Source organism: Serratia surfactantfaciens (assembly GCF_001642805.2).
In the GTDB taxonomy this organism is placed as follows: domain Bacteria; phylum Pseudomonadota; class Gammaproteobacteria; order Enterobacterales; family Enterobacteriaceae; genus Serratia; species Serratia surfactantfaciens.
Window position 1 is genome coordinate 1,295,915 of the sequence record NZ_CP016948.1, and the last position, 26,136, is coordinate 1,322,050.

At 52.2% G+C, this 26,136-nt stretch carries 24 protein-coding genes and 2 pseudogenes; 18 read left to right on the forward strand and 8 right to left on the reverse strand.

What is annotated here, in order from left to right:
* The first annotated feature begins 10 nt into the window (after positions 1-10).
* The 7 genes and pseudogenes from ATE40_RS06130 (at position 11) to ATE40_RS24470 (ending at position 9,704) form a co-directional block, all read left to right on the forward strand.
* A complete protein-coding gene (locus tag ATE40_RS06130) occupies positions 11-787 on the forward strand; it encodes a metal-dependent hydrolase (RefSeq protein WP_063919200.1) in 777 nt (258 codons plus the stop codon).
* A 343-nt stretch (positions 788-1,130) separates the two neighbouring features.
* Positions 1,131-2,564 (forward strand): PTS glucose transporter subunit IIBC, encoded by a 1,434-nt coding sequence (gene ptsG / locus ATE40_RS06135; protein ID WP_019455831.1) that lies wholly within the window; start codon positions 1,131-1,133, stop codon positions 2,562-2,564.
* A 205-nt stretch (positions 2,565-2,769) separates the two neighbouring features.
* Positions 2,770-3,837 (forward strand): annotated as a pseudogene (locus tag ATE40_RS06140) (phage terminase large subunit family protein); the annotation flags it as partial.
* On the forward strand, positions 3,838-4,875 hold the full coding sequence (locus ATE40_RS06145; RefSeq protein ID WP_063919201.1) for a phage portal protein: 1,038 nt from the start codon (positions 3,838-3,840) through the stop codon (positions 4,873-4,875).
* 294 nt (positions 4,876-5,169) lie between these two features.
* Positions 5,170-5,991 (forward strand): abortive infection family protein, encoded by an 822-nt coding sequence (locus tag ATE40_RS24045; protein ID WP_071891963.1) that lies wholly within the window; start codon positions 5,170-5,172, stop codon positions 5,989-5,991.
* A gap of 305 nt (positions 5,992-6,296) precedes the next feature.
* Complete coding sequence (locus ATE40_RS24570) at positions 6,297-7,940, forward strand: hypothetical protein (protein ID WP_156785405.1); 1,644 nt, start codon at positions 6,297-6,299, stop codon at positions 7,938-7,940.
* Between the two features lie 653 nt (positions 7,941-8,593).
* A pseudogene (locus tag ATE40_RS24470) lies at positions 8,594-9,704 on the forward strand (IS3 family transposase).
* Between the two features lie 371 nt (positions 9,705-10,075).
* Here the strand turns inward: ATE40_RS24470 and ATE40_RS24050 are convergent.
* The 5 genes from ATE40_RS24050 to mntR all read right to left on the reverse strand — a co-directional run bounded on the left by ATE40_RS24050 (position 10,076) and on the right by mntR (position 14,270).
* Complete coding sequence (locus ATE40_RS24050; RefSeq protein ID WP_084799125.1) at positions 10,076-11,014, reverse strand: DUF4238 domain-containing protein; 939 nt, start codon at positions 11,012-11,014, stop codon at positions 10,076-10,078.
* Between the two features lie 311 nt (positions 11,015-11,325).
* Positions 11,326-11,571 (reverse strand): hypothetical protein, encoded by a 246-nt coding sequence (locus ATE40_RS06165; RefSeq protein ID WP_244889066.1) that lies wholly within the window; start codon positions 11,569-11,571, stop codon positions 11,326-11,328.
* A gap of 226 nt (positions 11,572-11,797) precedes the next feature.
* Positions 11,798-12,943 (reverse strand): PIN domain-containing protein, encoded by a 1,146-nt coding sequence (locus ATE40_RS06170; protein WP_063919204.1) that lies wholly within the window; start codon positions 12,941-12,943, stop codon positions 11,798-11,800.
* 476 nt (positions 12,944-13,419) lie between these two features.
* The gene (locus tag ATE40_RS06175) at positions 13,420-13,785 is read right to left on the reverse strand and encodes a DUF4180 domain-containing protein (RefSeq protein WP_063919205.1); all 366 of its coding nucleotides are present in this window, start codon (positions 13,783-13,785) and stop codon (positions 13,420-13,422) included.
* 14 nt (positions 13,786-13,799) lie between these two features.
* Positions 13,800-14,270, reverse strand: coding sequence for a manganese-binding transcriptional regulator MntR (gene mntR / locus ATE40_RS06180; RefSeq protein WP_019455829.1), 471 nt, complete (start codon positions 14,268-14,270; stop codon positions 13,800-13,802).
* A 230-nt stretch (positions 14,271-14,500) separates the two neighbouring features.
* Here mntR and ATE40_RS06185 point away from each other — a divergent pair, with 230 nt between their 5' ends.
* Positions 14,501-15,805 (forward strand): Nramp family divalent metal transporter, encoded by a 1,305-nt coding sequence (locus ATE40_RS06185; protein ID WP_019455828.1) that lies wholly within the window; start codon positions 14,501-14,503, stop codon positions 15,803-15,805.
* Positions 15,806-15,843: 38 nt separating this feature from the next.
* Here ATE40_RS06185 and ATE40_RS24055 read toward each other — a convergent pair whose 3' ends face one another.
* Both ATE40_RS24055 and ATE40_RS06190 read right to left on the reverse strand, forming a co-directional pair.
* Entirely contained in the window at positions 15,844-16,410 is a 567-nt protein-coding gene (locus ATE40_RS24055) for an SH3 domain-containing protein (RefSeq protein ID WP_071891967.1), read from the reverse strand.
* A 144-nt stretch (positions 16,411-16,554) separates the two neighbouring features.
* Complete coding sequence (locus ATE40_RS06190; RefSeq protein WP_063919206.1) at positions 16,555-17,304, reverse strand: SDR family oxidoreductase; 750 nt, start codon at positions 17,302-17,304, stop codon at positions 16,555-16,557.
* A 99-nt stretch (positions 17,305-17,403) separates the two neighbouring features.
* On the opposite strand from ATE40_RS06190, the gene ATE40_RS06195 reads away from it, so the two are divergent.
* Positions 17,404-17,781: a winged helix-turn-helix transcriptional regulator gene (locus tag ATE40_RS06195; protein WP_029999120.1), complete on the forward strand. Its 378-nt coding sequence runs from the start codon at positions 17,404-17,406 to the stop codon at positions 17,779-17,781.
* Here the strand turns inward: ATE40_RS06195 and ATE40_RS06200 are convergent.
* Positions 17,778-18,683, reverse strand: a complete 906-nt coding sequence (locus tag ATE40_RS06200; protein ID WP_019455823.1) for a transporter substrate-binding domain-containing protein — start codon at positions 18,681-18,683, stop codon at positions 17,778-17,780. The genes ATE40_RS06195 and ATE40_RS06200 overlap by 4 nt on opposite strands.
* Before the next feature lie 221 nt (positions 18,684-18,904).
* Here ATE40_RS06200 and hinT point away from each other — a divergent pair, with 221 nt between their 5' ends.
* From hinT to ATE40_RS06245, 9 genes are all read left to right on the forward strand, one after another.
* A complete protein-coding gene (gene hinT / locus ATE40_RS06205; protein WP_004928776.1) occupies positions 18,905-19,255 on the forward strand; it encodes a purine nucleoside phosphoramidase in 351 nt (116 codons plus the stop codon).
* A gap of 11 nt (positions 19,256-19,266) precedes the next feature.
* Entirely contained in the window at positions 19,267-19,656 is a 390-nt protein-coding gene (locus ATE40_RS06210) for a YcfL family putative periplasmic lipoprotein (RefSeq protein ID WP_063919207.1), read from the forward strand.
* 26 nt (positions 19,657-19,682) lie between these two features.
* The gene (gene lpoB, locus ATE40_RS06215; RefSeq protein WP_019455821.1) at positions 19,683-20,273 is read left to right on the forward strand and encodes a penicillin-binding protein activator LpoB; all 591 of its coding nucleotides are present in this window, start codon (positions 19,683-19,685) and stop codon (positions 20,271-20,273) included.
* The gene (thiK, locus tag ATE40_RS06220) at positions 20,254-21,120 is read left to right on the forward strand and encodes a thiamine kinase (protein WP_063919208.1); all 867 of its coding nucleotides are present in this window, start codon (positions 20,254-20,256) and stop codon (positions 21,118-21,120) included. The genes lpoB and thiK overlap by 20 nt, the downstream gene beginning before the upstream one ends.
* A gap of 38 nt (positions 21,121-21,158) precedes the next feature.
* Positions 21,159-22,178 (forward strand): beta-N-acetylhexosaminidase, encoded by a 1,020-nt coding sequence (gene nagZ / locus ATE40_RS06225; protein WP_063919209.1) that lies wholly within the window; start codon positions 21,159-21,161, stop codon positions 22,176-22,178.
* 79 nt (positions 22,179-22,257) lie between these two features.
* The gene (gene ycfP, locus ATE40_RS06230; protein WP_019455818.1) at positions 22,258-22,800 is read left to right on the forward strand and encodes an alpha/beta hydrolase YcfP; all 543 of its coding nucleotides are present in this window, start codon (positions 22,258-22,260) and stop codon (positions 22,798-22,800) included.
* 332 nt (positions 22,801-23,132) lie between these two features.
* The gene (locus ATE40_RS06235) at positions 23,133-24,437 is read left to right on the forward strand and encodes an NAD(P)/FAD-dependent oxidoreductase (protein ID WP_019455817.1); all 1,305 of its coding nucleotides are present in this window, start codon (positions 23,133-23,135) and stop codon (positions 24,435-24,437) included.
* A gap of 357 nt (positions 24,438-24,794) precedes the next feature.
* A complete protein-coding gene (locus tag ATE40_RS06240; RefSeq protein ID WP_004928798.1) occupies positions 24,795-25,331 on the forward strand; it encodes a glycine zipper 2TM domain-containing protein in 537 nt (178 codons plus the stop codon).
* A gap of 264 nt (positions 25,332-25,595) precedes the next feature.
* Positions 25,596-26,075 (forward strand): RrF2 family transcriptional regulator, encoded by a 480-nt coding sequence (locus tag ATE40_RS06245; RefSeq protein WP_015377469.1) that lies wholly within the window; start codon positions 25,596-25,598, stop codon positions 26,073-26,075.
* The last annotated feature ends 61 nt before the right edge of the window (positions 26,076-26,136 follow it).

Consider the following 26,136-nt stretch of genomic DNA (forward strand, 5'->3'; position numbering starts at 1 on the left):
GTTAAAAATTATGTTGTTAGTCGATTCTCATTGCCATCTTGACGGCCTGGATTATCAAACGCTGCACCAGAATGTGGACGATGCGCTGGCCAAGGCCAAAGCGCGCGACGTCGGCTATGTGCTGGCGGTCGCCACCACGCTGCCGGGCTACCGTTCCATGACCGAACTGATCGGCCAGCGCGACGATGTGGCCTTCTCCTGCGGGGTGCATCCGCTCAACCTGGAAGAAGGCTATGATTACGCCGAGCTGCGTCGCCTGGCGGCGGCGGAGCAGGTGGTGGCGCTGGGGGAGACCGGGCTCGATTACTTCTACCAGAAAGACAACCTTGAGCTGCAGCAGGACTCTTTCCGCGAGCATATCCGCATTGGCCGGGATCTGAACAAGCCGGTGATCGTCCACACCCGCGATGCGCGCGCGGATACGCTGGCGATCCTGCGTGAAGAGAACGCACAGGACTGCGGTGGCGTACTCCACTGCTTCACCGAAGATCTGGCCACGGCCGAAGCTTTGCTGGATCTGGGCTTTTACATCTCTTTCTCCGGCATCGTGACCTTCCGCAACGCCGAACAGCTGCGTGAAGTAGCCCGCTATGTGCCGCTGGACCGCATTCTGGTGGAAACCGACTCGCCTTATCTGGCGCCGGTGCCGCATCGCGGCAAAGAAAACCAACCCGCCTATGTGCGCGATGTGGCTGAATACATGGCGGTATTGAAGGGCGTTAGCCTGGAACAACTGGCCGAAGCGACCACCGCCAACTTTTCACGCTTATTTCACCTCGATCTGTGATCTTTGACCTAGGCTATAGCTGTAGGTCATTGTCTGCATAATTTTTTTTGAGCTCGTAATTAATCACTGAAACGGGTAAGGTTCCCTCCCGTTTCAGGTTGTTCGGTGCGTATTTTTTGGCCTGTTTTGCCAAAAAACAGCCGGTTTATGCAAAGTTGCTGCGGCTCGATCATCGAAACGTGATTGTCATCAAACATTGCGCAGGCTATTTATTTTACTCTGCGTAATAAATTCAAGGGGTGCTCAGACACCCTGAATTGCAGGGGTTTTTCTCCCCCCCTTGCAGCGCGACGTATCGCGACAAGAAGTAGCAAAGCATTATTACTCAGGAGCACACTCAACTATGTTCAAGAACGCATTTGCAAACCTGCAAAAAGTAGGTAAATCGCTCATGCTGCCGGTGTCCGTGTTGCCTATCGCAGGTATCCTGCTGGGCGTCGGTTCCGCCAACTTTAGCTGGCTACCTGCGGTAGTCTCCCACGTGATGGCAGAAGCGGGCGGTTCGGTCTTCGCCAATATGCCGTTGATTTTCGCTATCGGCGTCGCCTTGGGCTTCACCAACAACGACGGCGTTTCCGCGCTGGCGGCGGTGGTGGCTTACGGCATCATGGTGAAAACCATGGCGGTGGTTGCGCCGCTGGTGCTGCACCTGCCGGCTGAAGAGATTGCGGCCAAACACCTGGCGGATACCGGTGTGCTCGGGGGGATTATCTCCGGCGCCATCGCGGCCTATATGTTCAACCGCTTCTTCCGCATTCAACTGCCGGAATACCTGGGCTTCTTTGCCGGTAAGCGTTTCGTGCCGATCATTTCCGGTCTGGCGGCGATCGTTCTGGGCGTAGTGCTGTCCTTCATCTGGCCACCGATCGGTACGGCTATCCAGACCTTCTCGCAGTGGGCGGCTTATCAGAACCCGGTTGTAGCCTTCGGCATTTACGGCGTGGTTGAGCGTGCTCTGGTGCCGTTCGGTCTGCACCACATCTGGAACGTGCCGTTCCAAATGCAAATTGGTGAATTCACCAACGCGGCGGGCCAGGTGTTCCACGGCGACATCCCTCGCTACATGGCGGGCGACCCAACTGCGGGCAAACTGTCCGGCGGCTTCCTGTTCAAAATGTACGGTCTGCCTGCTGCGGCCATCGCCATCTGGCACTCGGCTAAGCCGGAAAACCGCGCTAAAGTCGGCGGCATCATGATCTCCGCTGCGCTGACCTCGTTCCTGACCGGTATCACCGAGCCGATCGAGTTCTCCTTCATGTTCGTCGCGCCGATCCTGTACGTGATCCACGCTATCCTGGCCGGTCTGGCGTTCCCAATCTGCATTCTGTTGGGCATGCGTGACGGCACCAGCTTCTCGCACGGCCTGATCGACTTTATCGTACTGAGCGGCAACAGCAGCAAAATCTGGCTGTTCCCAATCGTCGGCATCATCTACGGTCTGGTGTACTACACCATCTTCCGCGTGCTGATCGCCAAGCTGGATCTGAAAACCCCGGGCCGTGAAGACACCGCTGCCGAGCAGACTGCGCAGGGCGGTTCCGAAATGTCCGCAGCGCTGGTTCAGGCCTTCGGCGGTAAAGAAAACATCACTAACCTGGATGCTTGCATCACCCGTCTGCGCGTCAGCGTGGCCGACGTGTCCAAAGTTGACCAGGCGGGCCTGAAGAAACTGGGCGCAGCCGGCGTAGTCGTCGCTGGCTCTGGCGTGCAGGCCATCTTCGGCACCAAATCTGACAACCTGAAAACCGATATGGACGAATACATCCGTAATCACTGATTCAGGCAGGGGAGTTACCAAGGGAGGCGAAAGCCTCCCTTTTTTATTAGTTTTTAATTGATTTATAAGTGTTTTTTATTTTACATATCCACATTTAGACCGAGAGATAAGCGATGCTGTGCAACCGCCCACTTCTGCGGGCAGTCTAATTAGCCAAAGATCAATGAGGTTTGTCCGCTGCTTTTGGGGGCGACTGGACAGGACACACTTCTTAGATATCAACTCCAACACCGCCCAGGGGCGACCGGGCAACCTGTATCTGGATGAGTATTTTTGGATACCTGGCTTTGAGATGCGCCAGGCTGCATCGGGCATGGCGTCGCAAACGCGCTACCGTTCAACGTACTTTTCCACACCGTCCAGCATGACCCATGAAGCCTATTCATTCTGGAATGGCACGCTGTTTAACAAGGGCAAATCGAAGAACAGACGCCGGGAAATTGACGTTAGCTATAAACGCCTGGCCAGCGGCCTGCTCTGTGAAGATAAGCAGTTTCGCCAGATTGTCACCATTGAGGATGCGTTACGCGGTGGCTGTGATCTGTTTGATCTGGATGAATTGCGCGAGGAAAACAGCGATGAAGACTTTGAAAACCTATTCATGTGTAACTTCATTGACGATACTGCGTCGGTGTTCCCGATGGGGGAAATGCAGCGTTACATGGTCGACAGTTGGGAGCATTGGACTGACGTTAAACCCTTCGCATTGCGCCCGGTGGCGGCGCGGGAAGTCTGGATCGGTTATGACCCGGCCAGTTCTGAAAATGGTGATAGCGCAGGTTGTGCGGTTATCCTGCCGCCGCTGATTGCTGGCGGCAAGTTCCGCGTGCTGGAGCGCCATCAATGGCGCGGCATGGATTTTTCCGCCCAGGCCAAAAATATCAAGGCGTTGACAGAGCGCTACAACGTGACCTATATCGGCATCGATAACACCGGCTTCGGCCGTGCGGTGTCGCAACTGGTGCGCCAGTTCTTCCCGGCGGTTAACGCCATCAACTACAGCCTTGAAATGAAAACCGACCTGGTGCTGAAAGCCCGCGATGTGATCCGCTCTGGCCGCCTGGAGTTCGACGCCGGCGCGCTGGATATCGCCCAGGCGTTTATGTCCACCCGCAAACAGATGACCGCAACGGGCCGGCGGGCAACCTATGTCACCAGCCGCGCCGAAGGCGTCAGCCACGGCGATGTGGCCTGGGCGGTCATGCATGCCTTATTCAATGAACCGCTTGAAGGGGCAACCGGTAGCAATACAGGTTTTATGGAGATTTTTTAAATGAGTAAACGCAACCGGTACCGCAAAAATACCCAGCCGATCACGCAGAAACAAAGCGGCGCACAGCATGTTGAGGCCTTCACCTTCGGCGACCCGATCCCGATGCTGGATCGGCGTGAAATCCTGGATTATCTGGAGTGCAGCATTGTTGAACGTTGGTATGAGCCGCCGATCTCTTTCAGTGGCCTGGCGAAGACGTTTCGCGCAGCAGTGCATCACAGTTCACCGATCACCATGAAGCGCAATATTTTGGTGAGCATGTTCAAGCCTCATCGGCTACTGTCAAAGCAGGATTTTAGCCGCTATGCGCAGGATTTTATGGTGTTCGGCAACAGCTTTATTGAGGGGCGCTATAACCGGTTGGGCGGTTTGATGAAGCTGGCCCCCAGCCTGGCGAAATACACACGCCGTGGTGTTGATACTGATTCTTACTGGTTCGTGCAATCGTGGATGGAACCGCACCAATTCGAGGGGGGCTCTATTTTTCACCTGATGGATCCTGACATTAACCAGGAGATTTACGGTGTTCCCGAATACCTTTCCTCGCTTAACTCCATCTGGCTTAACGAGGCTGCGACGCTGTTTCGCCGGAAATACTACCTTAACGGCAGTCATGCCGGATTTATCCTGTACATGAACGATGCGGCGCATAAGCAGGAGGATATTGATAACCTGCGTAAAGCGCTGAAAGAGTCAAAAGGGCCGGGTAACTTCCGTAACCTGTTTATGTATGCGCCTGGTGGTAAGCCAGACGGGTTACAACTGATCCCTCTGGCAGAAGTCGCGGCAAAAGACGAGTTTTTGAACATCAAAAACGTGACGCGTGATGATCAGCTTGCGGCCCAGCGCACGCCACCGCAACTGATGGGGATTTTGCCAAACAACACCGGCGGTTTTGGTGATGTTGAGAAGGCCGCGCGGGTATTTGCGATTAACGAGCTGGCACCGTTGCAGGAACGGCTATGTGAGCTTAACGAGTGGGCAGGGGAAGAGGTGATCAGCTTCAAGCCTTATGAACTGCTGAAACAGGACTCATAAGCAATTGGCTTAGTGGTTGTACTTATTCATACTTAGTCTGAGATTTTTATGGCCTGAGTTAATCCAGTATGACAGTAGATTTTGTGCGTGAAGCGGACATTCGTAAAGGTACTTATTGCTCTTTGACAGAAAAATAACCTGTTGATATATTGGAAAAGGTTAAATAAACAAGCTGTTGTAAAACATACAGAATGAGTTTAATGTTGAAAGCATTAAATTTGCAATCGCGTAAAAATCCTTGTTTAAGTGCGATTTTTACCTAAAAATAAACATTAGGTTTATGGAGATTCTAGTTTGAGTCAGAAAATTCCAAACTCTGTAATAGGTGCGGTTGCGTCAGTTATTGCGGAGCATTATTACAGCCATTCAAAATTGAATACGCTTTTCATGGAGAGTGGAGCCCCTGGTGACCCTCCAGATGGCAACTGTGAGACAAAGTGCAGTAATTGGCTTAAACACTGCAACGACGACACACTGGTTAATGCCTTAGAAGTCCTTGGCGCATTGCTTCAAGAGTATATGGACCAAGAGCCACCTACCTCGTTATTTGGTGGACCGTTACCTTCAAAAATTACGGAAGGTCAAACTAGAATTATCAATGCGTTAGCAAAAAATCAATTGGTCTATCGAACTAATGGTTATATTGTTCAAGCTGGGTCGACAGCGATATCGAAAACACTTGAAGACTATTTAAAATCCGGTGATTTTTTTTCTATTGAAAAGGAATTTGAAAGAGCCGTAGAGCATATCAATGGCGATCCACAGGCATCTATTACGGCGGCCTGTGCAATTATTGAGGCTACTTTGAAGTTTTACATAGAGCGTTTCAGTTTGGTTATGCCGAATAAGCTTAATGTTATGAACTTGTGGGCCACAGTCCACCCTCAACTTAGTTTGAATTCGGATGTCACATTAGCTGCTGATCAGCAAAAAGTATTAAAGGGGCTTTCCTCTATTATTGATGGTGTAGGGGCATTTAGGTCGCACATAGGGTCGGCACATGGCCGCGGTTCTAACCCGCCGAATATCGTAGTTGCAGAAGCACGGTTGGTCATTAACGCAGCCCACACTATTGTGGTTTTTGTAATGGAGTTAATGCATGCAAAAACTAACTAAGTGAAACATGTACCCATTGTTGCAGGGATGAAAGTCCACTAAATTTCAATAGAAATATAGCGTTAGCTATTTCTATTGTGACCGCATTTATTGATTTTTTGGCTAAAACGATCGCGAAATTTATCTCCGTTTGTATGAGTTTTTATAAACTGTAAAGATTATACTTTTAACGATTGATGAGTAACTAATTTAAATGAAGTAGAGTTGGAAATAATATAGCATAAATAATTATGAAAGTTCTGGGGAGAAAATTACGATAAGTTACCCTCAGCTAAAATTTATCCTTATATCTCATGGAGTATGGAATGCAACTCAATTTCGAATTATTGAAAGATGATCAATATAGCGACTATCCGCATGATTACAAAAATTGCTACAATGCAAGAGGGTTATATCATTCAATGCAGTTTGTGTTGAGACTGCGACCTGATTTACATAGATTATTAAATGCTACAGAAAATGGAATTCATGCATCTAGTAAATATGATTTTGATACGGTTCAAGCATTCTCTACTTATTTACATGAAACAATTCACTGGTGGCAACACATTGGCTCTACATCAGGATTATTGTTAAGCTTGTCGTACCCAGCCCAAGCTCATATAAACCATGATCTCTTAAAAGAATATATCGATAATACTGGTCTAAAAAAACCCATTGTTCGTTATAACGAAATAAACTCTAAAGAATATCAACCTAAAAGCAAAGAATTTTTGACAATAAATCCAATATTGAATAATTTTCATGATATTGAGTTTTTCAAGTGTTTAATTATTCAGCCAAAGTCAGCCACTTCAATAGTTAACGATAAGCTCTTTGAATCAGTGGGCCATTCATTTCATATAACCTACTCGTCATTTTTATCTGTTTTATCTTCAACCTTTGATAGGGAATTAAATTTCCTTCCAAGAGGGGATGTTTGGCATCAAGGATTTAAAGTATTGTCAGACAATAATCATATTAATCATAAGTTTGGTGAGCCGTCTTATATTTGCCCCATCGGGTTAATTGAATTATATGAAGGTCAAGCTAGGTTTTCCCAAATGCAGTATTTATTTTTCTATTCGGGAGAAAGTCTTAGCTGGTCTGATTTTGAACAGATGAAGATGCTGGATGGAGTTTACTATTCAGCTTTTGATAATTTCTTAAAACTTACTAACTCTGTGAGACCGGATAACTTAGGAAGTCCGTTGGTTTCTTTGTTTTTACTAATATTGGATATTGCGATAAATCCCGCAGAAGGGTTTCCATTTGATATTAAAAACTATGAAAACTTCATAAATTCCACACACCCGGGGATTAGATTTATAGATTTGTGTCGTGCAGTTAAAGATAAATACCCTGAATTTAAAGAGTTGATAGTGAGATTCTCATCCTCTGAATATTATCAAGTATCCACAGCGCTGTCCGCAGCAATCAATAGCCCATCTCCGTTAGATATAGCTACAGAAATTAATCGTTGGTCGAAAAATCAAAATTCAATCATAAAATTAATGGAGGAAGAGGAGGTATTTGATTTTAATGAAGAAAATCAGCCTATTAGATTGATTTTCTCTCAATTCATTAAATATCAACAAGATAAGGTCTTGAATCCTGCCTATTTCTGTTGGGCTGGGGCTTATAGTGCTGGTAATAGATTGACTGAAGAAAGCAAAAATCTTTTCCTGAAGCATCAGTCTCTATTTGTTGATAAAGAGGACGGAGACATTTACCCGAGGAAATTTCCTGACAAAGACGAAGTTAAAGTGCAAAAATCTTTCGATCTTTTTTACACATGGGTAGTGAATTATGACCTGTGTAAACAGTGGATAGTTGCTGAAGGCGCGTTTACTTACGACTTTTTTTGGTTGTCCAGCAAACATTCAATGCTCGATTTGGAAAACTGGGCTCGACATAATTTTAAACTCGCATACGGAGTGGATCCGGCTGATTTCGAAGTGATTGATTAAAAGTTTCCCAAAGAGATTATTTTGGTAGTAAAATACTGGTGCCCTCTGGTTTCCATCGAGTACATCAGTATTTTTTGTTATTCTTAAAATATAATTGGTTTGTGACCACGAAACACTACTAGGTCAGTTCTAATACATTTTAATTTGGCTTGTTTCTGGTCACAATTTTAACCGTTGAAAGGGGTTTTTTTGCATGTTAAAGCGAATTTTATTTATATGTAGATGTATTGATATGTTTACCTGTGACATGTCACAGATGATTTTTTTCATGAAAATGACACGCCATATGATTGTTGATAATATAATTGTGACGTGGCAGGATAGTTTTGTGTTACCCAGCAGACCTAGTTCTAAAACTCTTAACTAAAACGTCTTTCTTTAATCGAGATCGACCTAGATTCTAAATAAAAAGCACTGCATATCCTAAATGCAATAATCCGCATACCTTTTTGTATACCTATGCACTCTGGCAAGCCACAGCCAGCAAGGCTTTGACGTGTTTTCCCTACTGCATAAAAAGTGAATTCTTAAGTATGCAGCGTGAGGGCGGGGGGGGACGGCACGGAACAGAACATGTAAGCATCCCGGTAAACCGAACCATTCACTTTTAGAGATCTTCCTACATACTGATTATGTCCTGTGAGGAGATCACCATGCGTAAAGCCCGATTCACCGACCACCAGATCATTGCCGTTCTGAAGTCTGTCGAAGCCGGACGTACCGTTAAGGATGTCTGCCGTGAAGCTGGTATCTCTGAAGCCAGCTATTACAACCGGAAAGCGAAGTTTGGCGGTATGGAGGCCTCTGATATCAAAAAGATGAAAGACCTAGAGGACGAAAACCGTCGCCTCAAACAGATGTTTGCTGATCTCAGCCTTGAATGCCGGGCACTGAAAGACGTTATCGAAAAAAAGCTTTAAAACCAGCGATAAAGCGTGAGCTCGTCGGTTACCTGACTGCGCAATTTACCATGAGCATTCGCCAGGCCTGCAGGACGTTATCGCTGAGCAGGACGGTCTATTTTTACCAGCCCGATACCCGGCGCGATGAACCGGTGATCCAGGTGCTGACTGAGCTGGCAGAGCGCTACCCGCGATACGGTTTTAAGAAGCTATTCCAGCTGCTGCGCAGGCAGGGTAACAGCTGGAACCATAAACGCGTTCACCGGATTTACTGCCTGCTGAAACTTAATTTTCGTCGCAAGGGAAAACAGCGTTTACCTGCGCGTAACCCGACGCCACTGGCAACGCCGGAAGCGCTTAACCAGAGCTGGTCCATCGATTTTATGCATGATGCGCTGGTCTGCGGCAGACGCTTTCGGACCTTCAATGTGGTTGATGACTTTAACCGCGAGGCCCTCGCAATAGAAATCGATCTGAATATCCCGGCACAGCGGGTGGTCAGGGTGCTAGACAGAATAGTGGCAAACCGGGGTTATCCACTGAAATTGCGGATGGACAACGGACCCGAACTGGTCTCACTGACGCTGGCACAGTGGGCTGAAGAGCATGGAGTGATGCTGGAATTTATCAAACCGGGAAACCAACGCAGAATGCCTTTATCGAACGGTTTAACCGGACGTACCGGACAGAAATCCTGGATTTTTATCTGTTCAGAACCCTGAATGAAGCGCGGGAAATCACAGAGCACTGGCTGATGGAATACAACAGCGAGCGACCTCATGAATCCCTGAATAACCTGACACCGGAGGAGTACCGGCTGATGGCCGAAAAACCGGAAATCTCAAAAAGTGCGTGGAACTAAAACGGGTGTGCTTACAAACAGGGGATCGATGGTGATCGTTTTTCCTGCTAAAACAGGGGATCGATGGTGATCGTTTTTCCTGCTATCCACCGTAAACCCCGCGTCGTATTAACCTGCGCATCACTGCGAGGCGATCAGATTTTATGTGATCGTTGGTGCAAAGAAAAAGCGCCTCGCTGTGTGGCGTATAGGCGCTTTGGTGGGGGGCAGTAATGTGCGGATTTCTATACCGCTTGGCTGTTTTTATTCATTTTTGTGAATGTTAATTCGCTTTGTGATTTTGTATGTGTTCAAGGCTGACTTGGTATGTTTACGCTTGACGCCTAAACTTAGAAGAATATTGATGTCCGTTATACCATACGGTTTATACTTTACATATTAGAAGTATCTACCCTGGATACATGTCCACCAGTAAGAGGAATGCATATGTTTTTTTCATAATTCTCACTTAAAGAAATTGCATCTATATTCTCAATGAAGAAATAATTTTTGATATTATGCTCTACTACATCTTGTATTGAATGCCCAGTAGGCAACCTAGATATATATATATTTTGATTGCTGTTATCGCATTGCAGTTTATTTATATAACGAATCTCGGATTGGTCTGCTGTGAAAATAACATTTTCAATTTTTCTCACTTTGAAATAGCGCTCGTCATAACAAAATAAGCAATGTGCTGGGGTTATTGGTAAGAAAAATGAAGATACCCTCTCAGGAAATTCTATGACAAAGTTAAAAACAGGGTTGTCACTTGTAATAAATGGTATTTTAGATGTGTTGAATATTACCACGATTTTTAAATGATTATTTTTATTATACTCATCGTGTGCAACCCTAAAAATATGATGAAATGGTTCACTTAACTCAAATTTTGAAGGGTCGACTAAATCATTTATTTCATCATCTGATAAGTTGTAGTTTTTTAGTTTATCATTGCTCTTAATTGTATTAAAAATAGCTTCCCTGTTTTTATGGGTGTGTTCCTTAATATGTCGCCTTACTTCCTCGTTTACAATGTTTTTAGCCTTTTGTGTTCTACAATACTGAATGTAGATAAAGGTGAGTATTACACGTCTTATCTCATCATCATCAAGTAGCTTGGCATTGGGTGCCATTAGTGGTACTAAACAACTATTAAGCAATTTATTAAATTCATCCCCAGCCTTACTCTCCGCGATTCCTAAACGTTCTTCTAAATGTAGATCTGAACCATAAAAATATCGTTTCTGACACTGAGGTTCGTACGGGACTGGTTTTATATTCAGGTTTTTTTTATGTTGCATATGTTTATGTGTATTCCGTTCCATGAGAATCGTTTTAAAAGAAGTTTAGGTACAAAATGTTGTTTTGTATTATCAGCCATAATTATTAGGTCTCATATTGTATACCGCATTGGTTTTTTCTTTATGTTAGCATGCCTCTTTCCTTCGTGCTAAATGCTTCCTTGATGCATATTTTATTTTCCATTGTTAATGAATTCCTGCTAATAATTTAGCGCCGTTACTTTTAAAGTAATAATCTTTTCGGATTCTAAGGTTTATAACTGAAAAATTTCATCACATTGAGACAGAGAATGTATGGGATAAAAGAATATCCTACTAGCTAATGCTTTAGGTGGCTATAAAGTTATCAGCATCAGCTTTTTGTAGCCCGCGGTCTGCCAGCATTGCGTATCCCCCTGCATGCAGCAACCACCCGGATCGCCGGGCAGGGTATCACCACATTTTCCACAGCTACTTTTTCTCAGTTCGGCCAGCTGTTTATGCAACAGCTTGTTGTCTTGCCGGATGAGGCCGATCAGGTATTCCGTCACCTCGTAAGGTTCTCTCGCGATCCGGCGCTGCTGGCAACCTTCCAAAATCATAGCCATTTCCTGGCTATCAACGCGCAGGGTGATCTCCTCACAGGACATAATCAGTATGTAGGAAGATCTCTAAAAGTGAATGGTTCGGTTTACCGGGATGCTTACAATATCTCCAAACATCAGTTTTGATTCGTTTGATAAATACACAGTACTATCTAGAAGCCTGGTGTTTAAATTTCAGGCTGGTTATGCGTGTATCATAAACCAGCTCGACAACATATACTTGTTATATTTTTTCTGCGTGAAATTCACGTTCAAATGGTGGCGTGGTTTTCGTACTATCGAAAAAATGATATTTGTTAATGATATTTCCGACTCTATCTACTTCCGTAATTAGATATGTGTCTGTATCGTAGCCACCTCTTACATTCCATCTAATATGATTGGTTATTAGACCATGTTCAATAGGTATATTGAGGTGTTTACGATATTCATCATTGGGGTCAAAAGAAGCATTTGTCTGTTTTTCTGAATTTTTGCTTTCAGAGTTTGTAGTGGATTTAACCTCTTCCTCAGTAATCCTTACAGATTTGACAACTTCAGAGTCTGTATCAAATATCTCTAGTAGTTTTGAAAGACTGACGATATGAAATGACTTTCCTTTTGTTGTTTCTCTAAATTCATCAACTAACTCAAACCTAGGATAAAGTGGAGTTTTTCCACTTTGATGCCACCAATCCGCTTTCTCATCTACCGAAACAAAAATAAGATGTTTTTCTTTGGTTTTCGCCAAGTTTAGAATCTCGTGCCAAATTACTAAATCTCCGGCCTGATTCTGATCCTTACTCCTATCCTTATAACCAGGCGGGATATTGAAATTATTTCTTATTTTTAGATCTTCTTCTATTTTTTTGAAATCTAACGCGTCATCATCCAAAATTCTATCAGCTAAAACCTCATGGTACATTTTGCTTACAGGGTCATTCCAACCCCAAGCCTGAACCGCTGAAAGAGTATTTCGAATCTTAGTTTGATAATTCTTTATAGCAATTTTTAGAGGTTCTTCTAGCGCAATTAGTTCTTTATACTCTTCCAAACTTTCAAGCAGTGGGTGAATGCCTACACAGTTGAAGGTTTGACTCGATTTTTTTTGAAGGGCTTCGTTTATATCTGCAATTTTCACGGCTCTATTATCCAAATATTCTCTTACTGCTTGCGCAGGGAGAAACAACTGATCACTTGTAGATAGCTTGGTATAAAGCCTTTTGATTGCCTGTACGTTCTTAATGTTTGTTGTAAAAGGCAAAAGAAGTACATTTGCATCCAACACAACTAGCGCCTCATTTTTAATATCAGATATGGTCTCTAATACAAAGCAAAATGAGTCCTTTGGAGAGGGGTAAATATCTTTCTTGCTAAATTCTTTACTCATATATCATCCGTAATTAAGTATTATGCGTTGATAGTATAGCAATGAATATGTGGATTTGTCAGTAAAATCTGATTTATTCTAGTAGTGGCACTGACTCAAACTACTAATTTTTAAAATACTATGGCTACTTAACGTTTTTTAAAATTCAATATTATTGAAATTGCTCAGTAACTCAATTGTTGACTCTAAACTGCAAGCCTATGATGATTGGTCTGTTCCGATATAGCTTGTTGGAAGGTCTGCTTCTGGCACTGGGCTGCTTTGTTAGCTTAGGTTAAGCTTTGTACTGTGACTATGTCAGATCAGGTTTTAGCTAATACAGCTAAGAACATGATCCACAAATTGCCCCAAACACCCACGCCATACCCACTTTAGGCAGGCAGTTACAAGTATCCAACTCATTGATGTTATTGTAACTGCTTGTTTTCATTAGCATCAGGATGGCGGCGAAAGCCTCCCTTTTTTATTGCCTTTCGTCAGGCGCCAAGGCGCTGTTCGAGTTCGGCGAGAGAAGGGAGGAACCAGACCTGTTCGCCGCGATTGGCTTCGCGCACGAAGTCTTGCAGCGCGTTACTTTGCGCCAGCCAGGGGGAAATATCGCCCAGTAGCGCCACCCGCAGGCGATAGTTGACGAATTTCTGCAATACGGCACCGGCAATGCCGCTTCTGAGCTGGAAGAAGGCGGCGTCCAGGCGGCTGACGGGGAGGGCGATCATCCCGGCCTCGTGTTCAAAGGCGGGCGCGATAAACAAGCTGACGTCGTTTTCATCTTTCAGCGCCGGCCCGGCTTCGGCGAAAACCACCAGGCGCAGATCATGGATTTGCTGCACGGCGTAGCTCATCGGCGCTCCGGGAGTCAGGGTTTGGCGTGCTGCTGTAGATAATGTTCGAACACCGCCAGCGTTTCGTCCGAGATATGGTGCTCAATCCCTTCGCTGTCCAGCTCGGCGGTTTCGCTCGGCACCCCGAGGCACATCAGCAGATCGACCACGATGCGGTGACGGCGGCGCACCTTCTGTGCCAGCTGCTCGCCTTCCTCGGTTAAAAACACCCCGCGATAAGGGCGCGATTCAACCAGCCCGGCGCTTTTCAGCCGCGCGATATTTTTTATCGCCGTCGGGTGAGACACGCCGAAGCGGCGTGCGATATCGGTAGTTCTGGCTTCGCGGGTGCTTTGCAGCAAATCGGCGATCAGCTCAACGTAATCTTCAATCAGCGCATTGGACTGCGCTTCACGGGCGCGGCTAAAACGCAGGGCGTGCTCGGCCTCGTCCGGCATATCGGTCAGGGCGGGGCGGTCGGCGTTATCTGGCGCGCGGGTAACCATAGCGTGGGGCGTCCTGTAAGCGTAAAAATGGCGTCTCCCGGCAATATGGGGAGGGTTGCCCTAAGTTAGTCCAAATAGCACACATTATCAATTCGATGCCACGCATTGTGGTAGTTAGAAATATCTCTACACAAAGCCAATGAATTTCGCCTGTTGCATAAAGTGTAGCCGATGCTACATTGTCAGCATGACAGGTGGAAAAATAACCAGTAAAAGATTGAGGGTAATCCATGCGTGATGCGGCAACCACCCCATCGTTAACCGAACGGACCAACATCGCGATTGGCGCCGCCCTTGCCGGACGCAAGCGCGGCGCCTTTACGCCGTTGCTGTTCGCCGGCCCGGCGGTGATTGCTTCTATCGCCTACATGGATCCCGGTAACTTCGCCACCAACATTCAGGCCGGGGCGAAATACGGTTACAGCCTGCTGTGGGTGGTGGTGATGGCCAACCTGATCGCCATGCTGTTTCAGGCGCTGTCGGCCAAGCTCGGCATCGTCACCAACCGCAATCTGGCGGAAATGTGCCGCGATCAGTTCTCACGGCCGGTGGTGATCGGCATGTGGCTGCTCAGCGAAGTGGCGGCGATGGCCACCGATCTGGCGGAGTTTCTCGGCGGCGCGATCGCGCTGGCGCTGTTGTTCCACATGCCGCTGCTGGCGGGGATGGGCGTGACGGCGGTGATCACCTATGCGCTGTTGATGGTGGAAAAAAAAGGTTTCCGCCCGGTTGAACTGATGATCGGTGGCCTGGTGGGCATCATCGCGCTGTGCTATCTGGTGGAGATGTTCATCGTACCGGTGGATTGGCAGGCGGCCGGCATCGGCATGGTGACGCCGCAGTTGCCCGACGCGCAGGCGCTGACCATCGCCGTCGGCATTATCGGCGCCACCGTGATGCCGCACGCCATTTTCCTGCACTCGGGGTTGACCCAGCACCGCAGCCCGGCCAGCGACAACGGCGAGCGGCGCAAGCTGCTGCGTTTCTCCAATATCGAGGTGGTGATCGCGCTGGCGCTGGCGGGGCTGGTGAATATCGCGATGGTCATCATGGCTTCGAGCGCCTTCCACGCCGGTAACAGCGACGTGGCCGAGATTGGCACCGCCTACCATACGCTGACGCCGCTGTTCGGTGCGGCGGCCGCCGGTATCTTCCTCGCGTCGCTGATCGCCTCCGGCATCTCCAGCTCGGTGGTGGGCACCATGGCCGGGCAGATGATCATGCAGGGCTTCGTCGGCTTCCGCATTCCGGTGTGGGTGCGCCGCCTGGTCACTATGGTGCCGGCGTTTATCGTGGTGGCGATGGGCGTCAACGCCACCGACGCGCTGGTCTACAGCCAGGTGGTGCTGAGCCTGGCGCTGCCGGCGCCGATGATCGCGCTGGTGATGTTCACCCGCCGCCGCGACATCATGGGCGAGTTCGCCAACGGCCGCTGGACCAGCCTGGCGGCGGTGGTCGGCACGGTGGTGATCGTGCTGCTCAACGTGGTGCTGCTGTTGCAGACCTTTGGCGTCGACATCCCCGGGTTGGGGTGAGGTCAGGAGACCCGGTGGCTTGGTGCGAGAAGTAATGACTAAACGCCATACCTTTTATTGCCGCCGGAGGTAATACAATATCTGCCGCCTCTGGGACCAATGCAAATATTCCCGGAAGAACAAGGGCAAGAGCCAATGGATGAGTTTCGAGGCGGTTTTTTTACTGGGGGAGTCTGTTTGGCTGGCGCCTTAACCGCTTTTGTTATCGTAGGTTTGATATAACACTCGGCATAATCGCAAAGAGATTTTGCTGATATCCAGCGCGGTTTTTCTGTTTTCTGCGATATTCTGATCCAATCAGCTTTTTCCTGATAGACGGTTATTTTTTCGCCGCGGCTGACTGAACCTATGACTTTTCCGCTGGGGGATGCGCGTACGTTAAGTTTATCGGTGTTCACAAACTTCTCGACGGATGGGTTTTCGGTCGTCGTTGCCGAATATACTGGGGCTGCCGGGTGAGTTTGGCTACTGGTATCAGAGACGTTGGCTGAATAGGGGGCTATTACTGCAGATTGTTTTCTTTCCGATGCGTGAAACAGAAAGCCTATTATTACTAATAAAATAATTACACCTCCAGTGACCGTGTCCTTCCGTTTATTTCCCATAAGAATATCTTCACGCTCGAAATAATTATATCCAAGGGTAGTGCGTGCCCCAGGTTTTTGCAATTGAGAGGCAACCGGTCAGTTTATTGCAGCGAGATCAATTTAGCTGGGGGCATAACGCCCCCGATATACGGGTATTTTGCCTTAAAGATTCCCCACGCCGCCGTCCATCTGCAGCTCGGCGCCGACCATAAAGGCCGATTCGTCCGCCGCCAGAAACACCGCCGCTTTGGCCAGCTCCAGCGCGCTGCCCATGCGGCCGATCGGCACCAGCGCGCGGATATCGTCGCGCAATGCCTGCTCATCCGCTTCCGCCAACCCCAGCTTACCCAACGCCGGGGTTTCGGTCGGGCCGGGGCTGAGGCCGTTAAGGCGAATGCCGCGCGCGTGCAGTTCGCCGGAGAGCGTTCTGGCCAGCGATAACAAACCGGCTTTGCTGGCGGCGTAGGCGCTGCTCTGCGGCAGGCCGATATGGGCGCTGACCGAACCGCACAGGATCACCGAAGAAGGGTTGGCCAGCAGCGGCAGCAGCGCCTGGATCAGAAAGAACGGCCCTTTCAGGTTGATGTCCATCAGCCGCTGATAGCTCTGTTCATCCCACTCCTGCAGCGGGCGGTGCGTGACGTCGCCGGCGTTGACATACAGCACGTCCAGCCGCGGCCACCGTTGCTCCAACTGCTGCGCCAGCGCGCGCTGCTGCGGGATGTCGCCGGCGTCGCTCAACAGCAACAGCGCCTTGCCCACCAAGGCCTGGTCTGCCGCGTCCAGAGCGCTTTGGCTGCGGCCGGTGATCGCAACCAAAGCGCCCTCGGCGATGAACTGGCGAGCGGTTTCCAGCCCGATGCCGCTGGTGCCGCCGGTAATCAATGCGTATTTGCCTTGCAGTCGTGACATAACCGATTCCTCTTGAGCGTCTGTTGCGGCATTATTTGCGCTATAGTTCCTTTTGCATAGTAGGCACCCTTTGGATACTAAAGGACGAGGTGGGATGAAATGACGGCGCAAGCACCCTTAGCGAAGGAAAATAATTTGGCGGCGTTGCCGACGGCAGGCGAATCCTGCCCGATGGTGGACTTCGTCAATCTGGTGTCGGGCAAGTGGGCGATACCGATCCTGTACCGGCTGATCGTGATCGACGATCCGGTGCGATTCAGCGAGCTACAGCGGGCGGTAGCGCCCATCGCGCAAAAAGAGCTGACGCGCCAACTGCGGCTGTTCGAGCAGCGCGGTCTGGTGACGCGGCGGGTGTTTCCCGAAGTGCCGCCGCGGGTGGAGTACCAGGTCACCGCGCTCGGCAAATCGCTGCGGCCGACGCTCGACTCGCTGGCGGAGTGGATGCGCCGGCACGCGCCGCAGCTGATCGGCGGCTAGTCGCCGATGCCCGGCGGGTTGATGGTGGAGCGCTCGACCTTTTCGTCGCCTTCGCCCCAGCGTTCCAGCACCTGCGCGTATTCGCCGCTGACGATGACGCCGTTGACGGCGGCGTTGATGGCGTTCACCAGCCCGTTGCCTTTCTTGCTGGTGACCGCCACGTAGGCCACGTTGGGGCCGATGCCGACCATTTTGGTTTTGCCGGTCAGCGCCGCCTTGTAGGCGCCGGTAGAGTGGGGGCCGAAGAACGCGTCGGCGCGCCCTGACTGAATGCTCAGGTTGGTGGCGGCGTCGTCGGTCACGTAGATCGGTTGTACCGCCGGCAGCCCGGCGGCGCGGTTCTGCTTATCCCATCCCAGTAGAATGTTTTCCTGATTGGTGCCGGATCCGACGATGATCCGCAGCCCGGCGACGTCCTGCGGCCGATTGATAGAGGCGATCTTGCTGGTGGATTTGACGTAAAAGCCCAGCGTGTCCACCCGGTAGGTGGCGAAGTCGAATTTGGTCTTGCGCTGTTTGGTGACGGCGATGTTGAAGATCGCCGCGTCGTATTTGCCGGCGCTGATGCCCAATGGCCAATCCTCCCAGGAGGTAGGCACCAGGTTCAACTCTAGCCCGAGACTGTCGGCCACCAGGCGGGCGATGTCCGGATCGCTGCCGATCAGCGTTTTATTGTCCTCGGCGAACAGCGCCAGCGGCGGGGAGTTTTCGAACGCCACCGCCACCGTCAGTTTGCCGGGCGTCGCGAAGTGAAAGTTCGTCGGAATCAGCGCAATAGCGGCGGGATTGCGCTCTGCGCGTATCGGCTGTCGGTTAGCCTGCAGATCGATACCGCCCGACGGGGCCGCCTGAACGGCGGCGCTCAGCAACAGCGCGCACAGCGCCGGAATCCTCGGTGACATAACGCCCTCTATCCTTTGTTAATCATGGGGTTACTATTGGCGGCGGTGAGGGGCAAGTAAAGCAACAATAGTGAATAACCAAAGTGAAAAGATGCACAAGCGGGGCGCCGGCCTGCGCGAATCTGCAGCACTCGACGTGGAAAGTGCGCAATCAGGTTGAAAGCAGTAGAATTTGTCACTCATACTGCGTACAGCTAATTGTGTAAAACAAGGAACGCCAGATGGCCGAAGAAACGATTTTCAGTAAAATTATCCGCCGCGAAATCCCTGCTGATGTGGTTTATCAGGATGAACTGGTCACCGCTTTCCGTGACATCTCCCCCCAGGCACCCACACACGTGCTGATCGTTCCCAACGTGCTGATCCCAACCGTCAACGACGTGACCGTGGAGCATGAAGCCGCGCTGGGCCGCATGATCACCGCCGCGGCGAAAATCGCCGAACAGGAAGGCATCGCCGAGGACGGCTACCGCCTGATCGTCAACTGCAACCGCCACGCCGGTCAGGAGGTCTATCATATTCATATGCACCTGGTCGGTGGCCGCTCGCTGGGGCCGCTGCTGTCACGTTAAGCGAGGAAATCATGCGCGGTAAAAAAACTCTGCGTTGTCTGATGGCGTTGGCGTTGCCCGCCGCGTTGCTGATGGGGTGCAGTTCGCCGTCCGGCATCGCGGTCAACCAAGGGCAGACGGTGGTGATGGATCCTTCGGTGCTGACCGCCGGCATTTTGGCCGATACGCCTTCGATTTCGAACGCTTCCGGGCGGGTGATGGCGACCTCGGTACTCAATAATAGCCAGGCGACGCCGGTCACCGTGCATTACCGTTTCTATTGGTACGATGCGCAGGGGCTGGATATTCGCCCCTTCGAAAAACCGCGTGAGATCGTCGTGGCGCCCAACTCGGACGCCAAAATCTACTCGATTAACGGCAATCTGGACGCCAAAACCGCGCGTCTGTATCTGTACCTGTAAGCGCTTGCCAGGTTTGGAGAAAAAGCATGAAAAAGTACGTCTTAGTGGCGCTGGCCGCATTAACCCTGAGCGGTTGCCTGTCGCGCCAGCCTGAGCCGGATCAGCCGTTGCCGCCGGTCACCGTCGAGCCGGAACAGCCGAAGCCGCCGGTAGAACAGCCGCAGCCGCCAACCACCGAGCCGGTGCCGCAGCCGCCGAAAATTCAGCAGCTCGACTGGCTGGGCAGCGTTCAGCCGCTGGTAGGGCAGATGTTGAAGGCCGATGGCGTGACGGCTGGCAGCGTGCTGCTGCTGGACAGCGTCAAGAACAATACCAACGGCTCGCTGCAGATGGGCAAAGCCACCGCGGCGCTGTATAAGGCGCTGGCGTCGAACTCCACCTTCAGCGTGGTACCGGAAGCGAAGCTGACCAGCGCCAGACAAACGTTGGGCCTGTCGGCGGATGACAGCTTCGGCTCACGCAGCAAGGCGATCGGCCTGGCGCGCATCGTCGGCGCGCAGTACGTGCTGTACAGCGACGTCAGCGGCGACGTGAAGTCGCCGGCGCTGGATATGCAGCTGATGCTGGTGCAAACCGGCGAGATCGTCTGGTCGGGCAATGGCGCCGTTAAACGCTGAGGCCGCGCTGCGACGATTGATGGAAACCAGACTGCCGGCGGTGAATACCGCCGGTTGTCATTTCAGCCCGGTGCAGGGGCTGACCGGCGAGAGCTGGCGCATCGACGGTTCGGGCATCACGCTGTTGGCGCGGCAGCACAGCGCGGAGAAACGCGCACTGGGGGTGAGCCGATGGCGGGAAGCACAGGCCTTGCGCCGCTGCGCGTCGGGGCTGGGGCCACGGGTTTTCGCGCAGAATAATCAGTGGCTGGTGCTCGAATGGCTCGAAGGTGACGTCGTCACAAATGCCGAATTTGCCGCGCTGAACCAGCGCGGCGAGCTGGCGGCGATGGCGGCGGCGCTGCATCGGCGGCCGCTCAGCGGTTACCGGCTGGATCTGCGTCGGCAGTTCATTCGCTACTGGCAGCTGTTGGACAGGCGGCGTTTAACCCCCCTTTGGCTGCGCTGGCAGCATCACTTTTTGCAAAGTGCGCCGCCGTCACCGTTGAAGCTGGCGCCGCTGCACATGGATATCCATCCGGGCAATCTGCTCGCGACCGGCGAGGGGCTGCGGCTGATCGACTGGGAGTATGCCGCCGACGGCGACGTGGCGCTGGATATCGCCGCGCTGTTTCGTGGCAACGGCTGGGCGGCCGAGCAGCAACAGCGCTTTTTGCAGCAGTACGCGCGCCAGGGCTATCACGACCTCGCCCGGCTGCAGGCGCAGGTGCGCCGCTGGCTGCCGTGGGTGGATTATCTGATGCTGCTGTGGTTTGAAGTGCGCTGGCAGCAGAGCGGCGACGTTGAATTTTTGCGCTGGGGCGCGGCGCTGCGCCGGCGATTCTGTTTATCATCATCCGAATTCTGAACGAACAATAATGAAGTGAGGTGCCCGTGGGCCCAGTAATGCTAGATGTCGCCGGCTACGAGCTGGATGCAGAAGAACGCGAGATTTTGAAACACCCGCTGGTTGGCGGATTGATTCTGTTTACCCGCAACTTCCACGATGCGGAGCAGCTGCGTGAGCTGGTGCGGCAGATCCGCGCCGCTTCGCACGATCGGCTGGTGGTGGCGGTAGACCAGGAGGGCGGGCGCGTGCAGCGCTTCCGCGAAGGCTTCACCCGTTTACCGGCGGCGCAGTCGTTCGCGGCGCTGCACGATGCGCAGGAAGGCGGCCGTCTGGCGCAGGAGGCCGGCTGGCTGATGGCGGCGGAAATGATCGCGCAGGATATCGACATCAGCTTTGCGCCGGTGCTGGACATCGGCCACGGTAGCGCGGCGATCGGCGAGCGTTCGTTCCACAGCGATCCGCAGCAGGCGCTGGCGATGGCGGAACGCTTTATTCTCGGTATGCACAGCGCCGGCATGAAAACCACCGGCAAGCACTTCCCGGGGCACGGCGCCGTCAGCGCCGATTCGCACAAGGAAACCCCGCGCGATCCGCGGCCGCTGGCGCAGATCCGCGAGCACGACATGGCGATCTTCCGTGAGCTGATCAACCGCCAGCTGCTGGACGCCGTCATGCCGGCCCACGTCATCTATACTGAAGCGGACCCGCGTCCGGCCAGTGGTTCGCCTTACTGGCTGCAGCAGATCCTGCGGCAGGAACTGGGCTTCGACGGCGTGATTTTCTCCGACGATCTGTCGATGGAAGGTGCCGCCATCATGGGCAGCTACGCCGAGCGCGGCCAGGCGGCGCTGGATGCCGGTTGCGACATGATCCTGGTGTGCAACAACCGCGCCGGTGCGGTCAGCGTGTTGGATAACCTGTCCCCGGTCAAAGCAGAGAAGGTGAAGCGGTTATATCATCGCGGTCAGTTCACCCGTCAGGAACTGCGCGCCTCCGAGCGCTGGCAGCAGGCGCACAAGGCGCTCAGCGCGCTGAGCGAACGCTGGGAGGAGCACAAGCAGCGTTCGCAAGGGTGAATCCAGGCGCCGCATCGCGGCGCAGAGCGGAAATGATGAGGGCCGCGCCCGCGGCCCTTGGCTTGTTGCGAGGATCCACATGATTATCTATTTGCACGGCTTCGATTCCACCAGTCCCGGCAATCATGAAAAGGTGTTACAGCTGCAGTTTATCGATCCGGACGTGCGCTTTATCAGCTACAGCACGCTGCACCCGCGTCACGACATGCAGCATCTGTTGAAAGAGGTGGACAAGGCGGTGCAGCAGGGCGGCGACGCGCACCCGTTGATCTGCGGGGTTGGCCTCGGCGGTTTCTGGGCTGAGCGCATCGGCTTCCTGTGCGGCATTCGCCAGGCGATGTTCAATCCCAATCTGTACCCGGAAGAACACATGCACGGCAAGATAGACCGGCCGGAAGAGTATCGCGATATCGCCACCAAGTGCGTGGAGGATTTCCGCGAGAAAAACCGCGATCGCTGCCTGGTGGTGCTGTCGCGGCGCGATGAGGTGCTGGATAACCGACGCAGCGCCGAATTGCTGCATCACTATTACGAAATCGTCTGGGATGAACAGCAGACGCACAAGTTCAAAAACATCTCGCCGCATCTGCAGCGGCTCAAGGCGTTTAAGGCGCTGGGTTAACAGTTTCATAACGCCGCCGCGAGCCGCGCCTGCCGTTTTTTACCGACGGAAAGTGCGGCTTTTTTGTGCACCAAGACTAAATTTGAGGTGGCAATCGGCAAAATTTAAAACTGTGACTCAGCGCTAACTATTTGAATCACAATCCCCAAAAAATCCCCTCGTCCAGCCTTTAACCAAAAAAATTTGATGTACGTCAATTTTGGTATGACCAAATAACCTCACATGCTATTCTGGCTGCAGAGAGCCGAATTATTTTACGCGAACCCTATGTATTCTAAGGATATTATTTATTTACCCTGGAATAACAAATGGTTCACATTTAGGGGGTTATTTTGACAACGCCAAAGAAGAAAATCGTTATTGTCGGCGGCGGCGCCGGTGGTCTGGAGCTGGCGACCAGCTTGGGCCATAAGCTCGGCCGCAAGAACAAAGCGGAGATCACGTTGGTGGATCGCAACCACAGCCATTTGTGGAAACCGTTGCTGCACGAAGTGGCGACCGGTTCCCTCGATGACGGGGTGGATGCGCTCAGCTACCTGGCGCACGCGCGCAATCATCATTTCAGCTTCCAGCTGGGGTCGTTGACCAACATCAACCGCGAGGCGCAAACGCTGCAGCTGGCGCAGATCTGCGATGAGCAGGGCGGCGAGCTGGTGCCGGCGCGCGATCTGCCGTACGACATCCTGGTGATGGCGCTGGGCAGTACCTCGAACGATTTCGGTACGCCAGGCGTGAAAGAGCACTGCATCTTCCTGGATAACCCGCATCAGGCGCGTCGTTTCCACAACGAAATGCTCAATCTGTTCCTGAAGTTCTCGGCGCAGCCGGGGCAAAAAGAGCGGGTCAACATCGCCATCGTCGGCGGCGGCGCCACCGGCGTTGAACTGTCCGCCGAACTGCACAATGCGGTGAAACAGCTGCACAGCTACGGTTTCGAAGGCCTGGACAACAGCGCGCTGAACGTGACGCTGGTGGAAGCCGGCGAGCGCATTCTGCCGGCGCTGCCGCCACGCATTTCCGCCGCCGCGCACCAGGAGCTGATCAAACTGGGCGTGCGCGTGCTGACCAACACCATGGTGACCAGCGCCGATGCCAAGGGCCTGAACACCAAGGGCGGCGAGTTCATCGACGCCGATCTAATGGTGTGGGCGGCCGGCATCAAGGCGCCGGACTTCATGAAGGACATCGGCGGCCTGGAAACCAACCGCATCAACCAGCTGGTGGTGGAGCCAACGCTGCAGACCACGCGCGATCCGAACATTTTCGCCATCGGCGACTGCGCCTCCTGCCCGAAAGAGGGCGGCGGTTTCGTGCCGCCGCGCGCCCAGTCGGCGCACCAGATGGCCTCACGCTGCGCTACCAACATCCTGGCGCTGATGAACGGCCAGACGCTGAAGCCTTACGTGTATAAAGACCACGGCTCGCTGGTGTCGCTGTCGCGCTTCAGCACTGTCGGCAGCCTGATGGGCAACCTGATGCGCGGTTCGATGATGGTGGAAGGGCGCATCGCGCGCTTCGTCTACATCTCGCTGTACCGCATGCACCAGGTGGCGCTGCACGGCTACATCAAAACCGGCCTGATGATGCTGGTGGGCGGCATCAACCGGGTGATCCGCCCGCGTCTGAAGATGCACTGATCCTGCCCTTATCGACCAACCCGCGCCGGTTCGCCTGCGCGGGTTTTTTTATGGCGGCGTAAGGCGAACGGCGGTGGTTGCTTGATTCTTCAGCATAAGCTGTCGCGGACATGGGTAAAATTCTTAAGATTCCTCCTAAACAGCGGCCAAACGGCCGTTTTCTCGCATTTTTGGTCCCCTTGTCTTATTGCGAGCCCTCAAATCATTGTGCAGACTTTACCTCGTTTACAGACGGCGCGTCGCGCACGCCGTAAACCGGGATACCGCAAGCCGCCCATGCGCAAAACAATAAGCGCGGTGCCATGCCGGTAACAGACCCCGGAAAAAATGCGTGGTAACACTTTCAGGAGGTTTCCTGTGAACAAGTCAATGTTAGCCGGTGTTGGGATTGGTATCGCTGCCGCTCTGGGGATCGCCGCGGTAGCCAGCCTGGACGTCTTTTCTGCCGGTCCGCAATACGCGCAGGTGCTCGCCGCAACGCCGATTAAAGAAACCATCAAAACGCCGCGTCAGGAATGCCGCAACGTTACCGTTACGCACCGCGCACCGGTGCAGGATGAAAACCGCATCGCCGGTTCCGTGCTGGGCGCAGTGGCGGGCGGCGTGATCGGCCACCAGTTCGGCGGCGGTCGCGGGCGCGACGTGGCGACCGTAGTGGGCGCGCTGGGCGGCGGCTATGCCGGCAACCAGGTGCAAGGGGCGATGCAGAACAATGACGTCACCACCAGCGTTCAGCAGCGTTGCAAAACGGTCTATGACAAGTCCCAGAAAATGCTGGGCTATGACGTGACTTACAAGATCGGCAATCAGCAGGGTAAGATCCGCATGGATCACGATCCGGGCACGCAAATCCCGTTGGATAAAAACGGCCAGCTGGTGCTGAACAGAGCCTGATCGCAGCATTCGAATTAAGCCCGCGGGCAGTGTTAGTTCTGATCGTTTAACCCGGTTAAGCGAGCGGCGTTAACATTGACGCGGGTTTCTGTTTTTGTTCGCCGGAGAATTCGGCGATTGTTCTAATGTCTGCGTGCGATATCACTGGGCAAAACTTCAAAAAAGCCCCTGCGTTTGTTATATTATTGTGCGATTAAACGGTGTTATCGGCGCCAATCGCCGCACCGGCCAAACCCGAGTATTTCGTCTCGCAGAGATAACGACATGTTAGATTTTCGCTTTCCGACAGCGTTGCAAATGGTCCTTAGCGTCGCCGTAGCTGAGAAGCAGGGCATGCGTTCGACGAGCGCCACGCTCGCCGCTGCTCTGGAAGCCAACCCGAGCTTTATCCGCAAACTGATGGTGCCGCTGACCAAAGACGGCATCATCGTGTCCACCCTGGGGCGAAACGGCTCTATCCACCTCGGTCGTCCGGCGGAAGAGATTACCCTGCGGGATATCTATCTGGCGGTAATCGACGACAAGCGCATCTGGGCCTCTCGCCCTGAAGTGCCGGCCCGCTGCCTGGTGAGCGCCAACGCCTGTTGGTATTTCAAATCGGTGGTGAACGAAGCGGAGCAGGCTTCGCTCGCGGTGCTGGCGCGCCATACCGTGGCCGACTCGCTGGCCGAGTTGGAGCGGGGCGACAAGCGCGCCTGCGCGGAATACGCCGCCGAGCAAGAGGCTGAAGCTGCCGGTAAATAATGCCGGATGGAGCGCATAAAAAAGGTCGGGCATTGCCCGACCTTTTTGCATTTCAGGATGA

Bases quoted from the DNA above. Each gene is read 5' to 3' on its own strand.
- ATE40_RS06130 (WP_063919200.1), top strand. From the start codon at position 11: ATGTTGTTAGTCGATTCTCATTGCCATCTTGACGGCCTGGATTATCAA.
- ptsG (WP_019455831.1), top strand. From the start codon at position 1,131: ATGTTCAAGAACGCATTTGCAAACCTGCAAAAAGTAGGTAAATCGCTC.
- ATE40_RS06145 (WP_063919201.1), top strand. From the start codon at position 3,838: ATGAGTAAACGCAACCGGTACCGCAAAAATACCCAGCCGATCACGCAG.
- ATE40_RS24570 (WP_156785405.1), top strand. From the start codon at position 6,297: ATGCAACTCAATTTCGAATTATTGAAAGATGATCAATATAGCGACTAT.
- ATE40_RS24050 (WP_084799125.1), bottom strand. From the start codon at position 11,014: ATGGAACGGAATACACATAAACATATGCAACATAAAAAAAACCTGAAT.
- ATE40_RS06165 (WP_244889066.1), bottom strand. From the start codon at position 11,571: ATGATTTTGGAAGGTTGCCAGCAGCGCCGGATCGCGAGAGAACCTTAC.
- ATE40_RS06170 (WP_063919204.1), bottom strand. From the start codon at position 12,943: ATGAGTAAAGAATTTAGCAAGAAAGATATTTACCCCTCTCCAAAGGAC.
- ATE40_RS06175 (WP_063919205.1), bottom strand. From the start codon at position 13,785: ATGAGCTACGCCGTGCAGCAAATCCATGATCTGCGCCTGGTGGTTTTC.
- mntR (WP_019455829.1), bottom strand. From the start codon at position 14,270: ATGGTTACCCGCGCGCCAGATAACGCCGACCGCCCCGCCCTGACCGAT.
- ATE40_RS06185 (WP_019455828.1), top strand. From the start codon at position 14,501: ATGCGTGATGCGGCAACCACCCCATCGTTAACCGAACGGACCAACATC.
- ATE40_RS24055 (WP_071891967.1), bottom strand. From the start codon at position 16,410: ATGGGAAATAAACGGAAGGACACGGTCACTGGAGGTGTAATTATTTTA.
- ATE40_RS06190 (WP_063919206.1), bottom strand. From the start codon at position 17,304: ATGTCACGACTGCAAGGCAAATACGCATTGATTACCGGCGGCACCAGC.
- ATE40_RS06195 (WP_029999120.1), top strand. From the start codon at position 17,404: ATGACGGCGCAAGCACCCTTAGCGAAGGAAAATAATTTGGCGGCGTTG.
- ATE40_RS06200 (WP_019455823.1), bottom strand. From the start codon at position 18,683: ATGTCACCGAGGATTCCGGCGCTGTGCGCGCTGTTGCTGAGCGCCGCC.
- hinT (WP_004928776.1), top strand. From the start codon at position 18,905: ATGGCCGAAGAAACGATTTTCAGTAAAATTATCCGCCGCGAAATCCCT.
- ATE40_RS06210 (WP_063919207.1), top strand. From the start codon at position 19,267: ATGCGCGGTAAAAAAACTCTGCGTTGTCTGATGGCGTTGGCGTTGCCC.
- lpoB (WP_019455821.1), top strand. From the start codon at position 19,683: ATGAAAAAGTACGTCTTAGTGGCGCTGGCCGCATTAACCCTGAGCGGT.
- thiK (WP_063919208.1), top strand. From the start codon at position 20,254: ATGGCGCCGTTAAACGCTGAGGCCGCGCTGCGACGATTGATGGAAACC.
- nagZ (WP_063919209.1), top strand. From the start codon at position 21,159: ATGCTAGATGTCGCCGGCTACGAGCTGGATGCAGAAGAACGCGAGATT.
- ycfP (WP_019455818.1), top strand. From the start codon at position 22,258: ATGATTATCTATTTGCACGGCTTCGATTCCACCAGTCCCGGCAATCAT.
- ATE40_RS06245 (WP_015377469.1), top strand. From the start codon at position 25,596: ATGTTAGATTTTCGCTTTCCGACAGCGTTGCAAATGGTCCTTAGCGTC.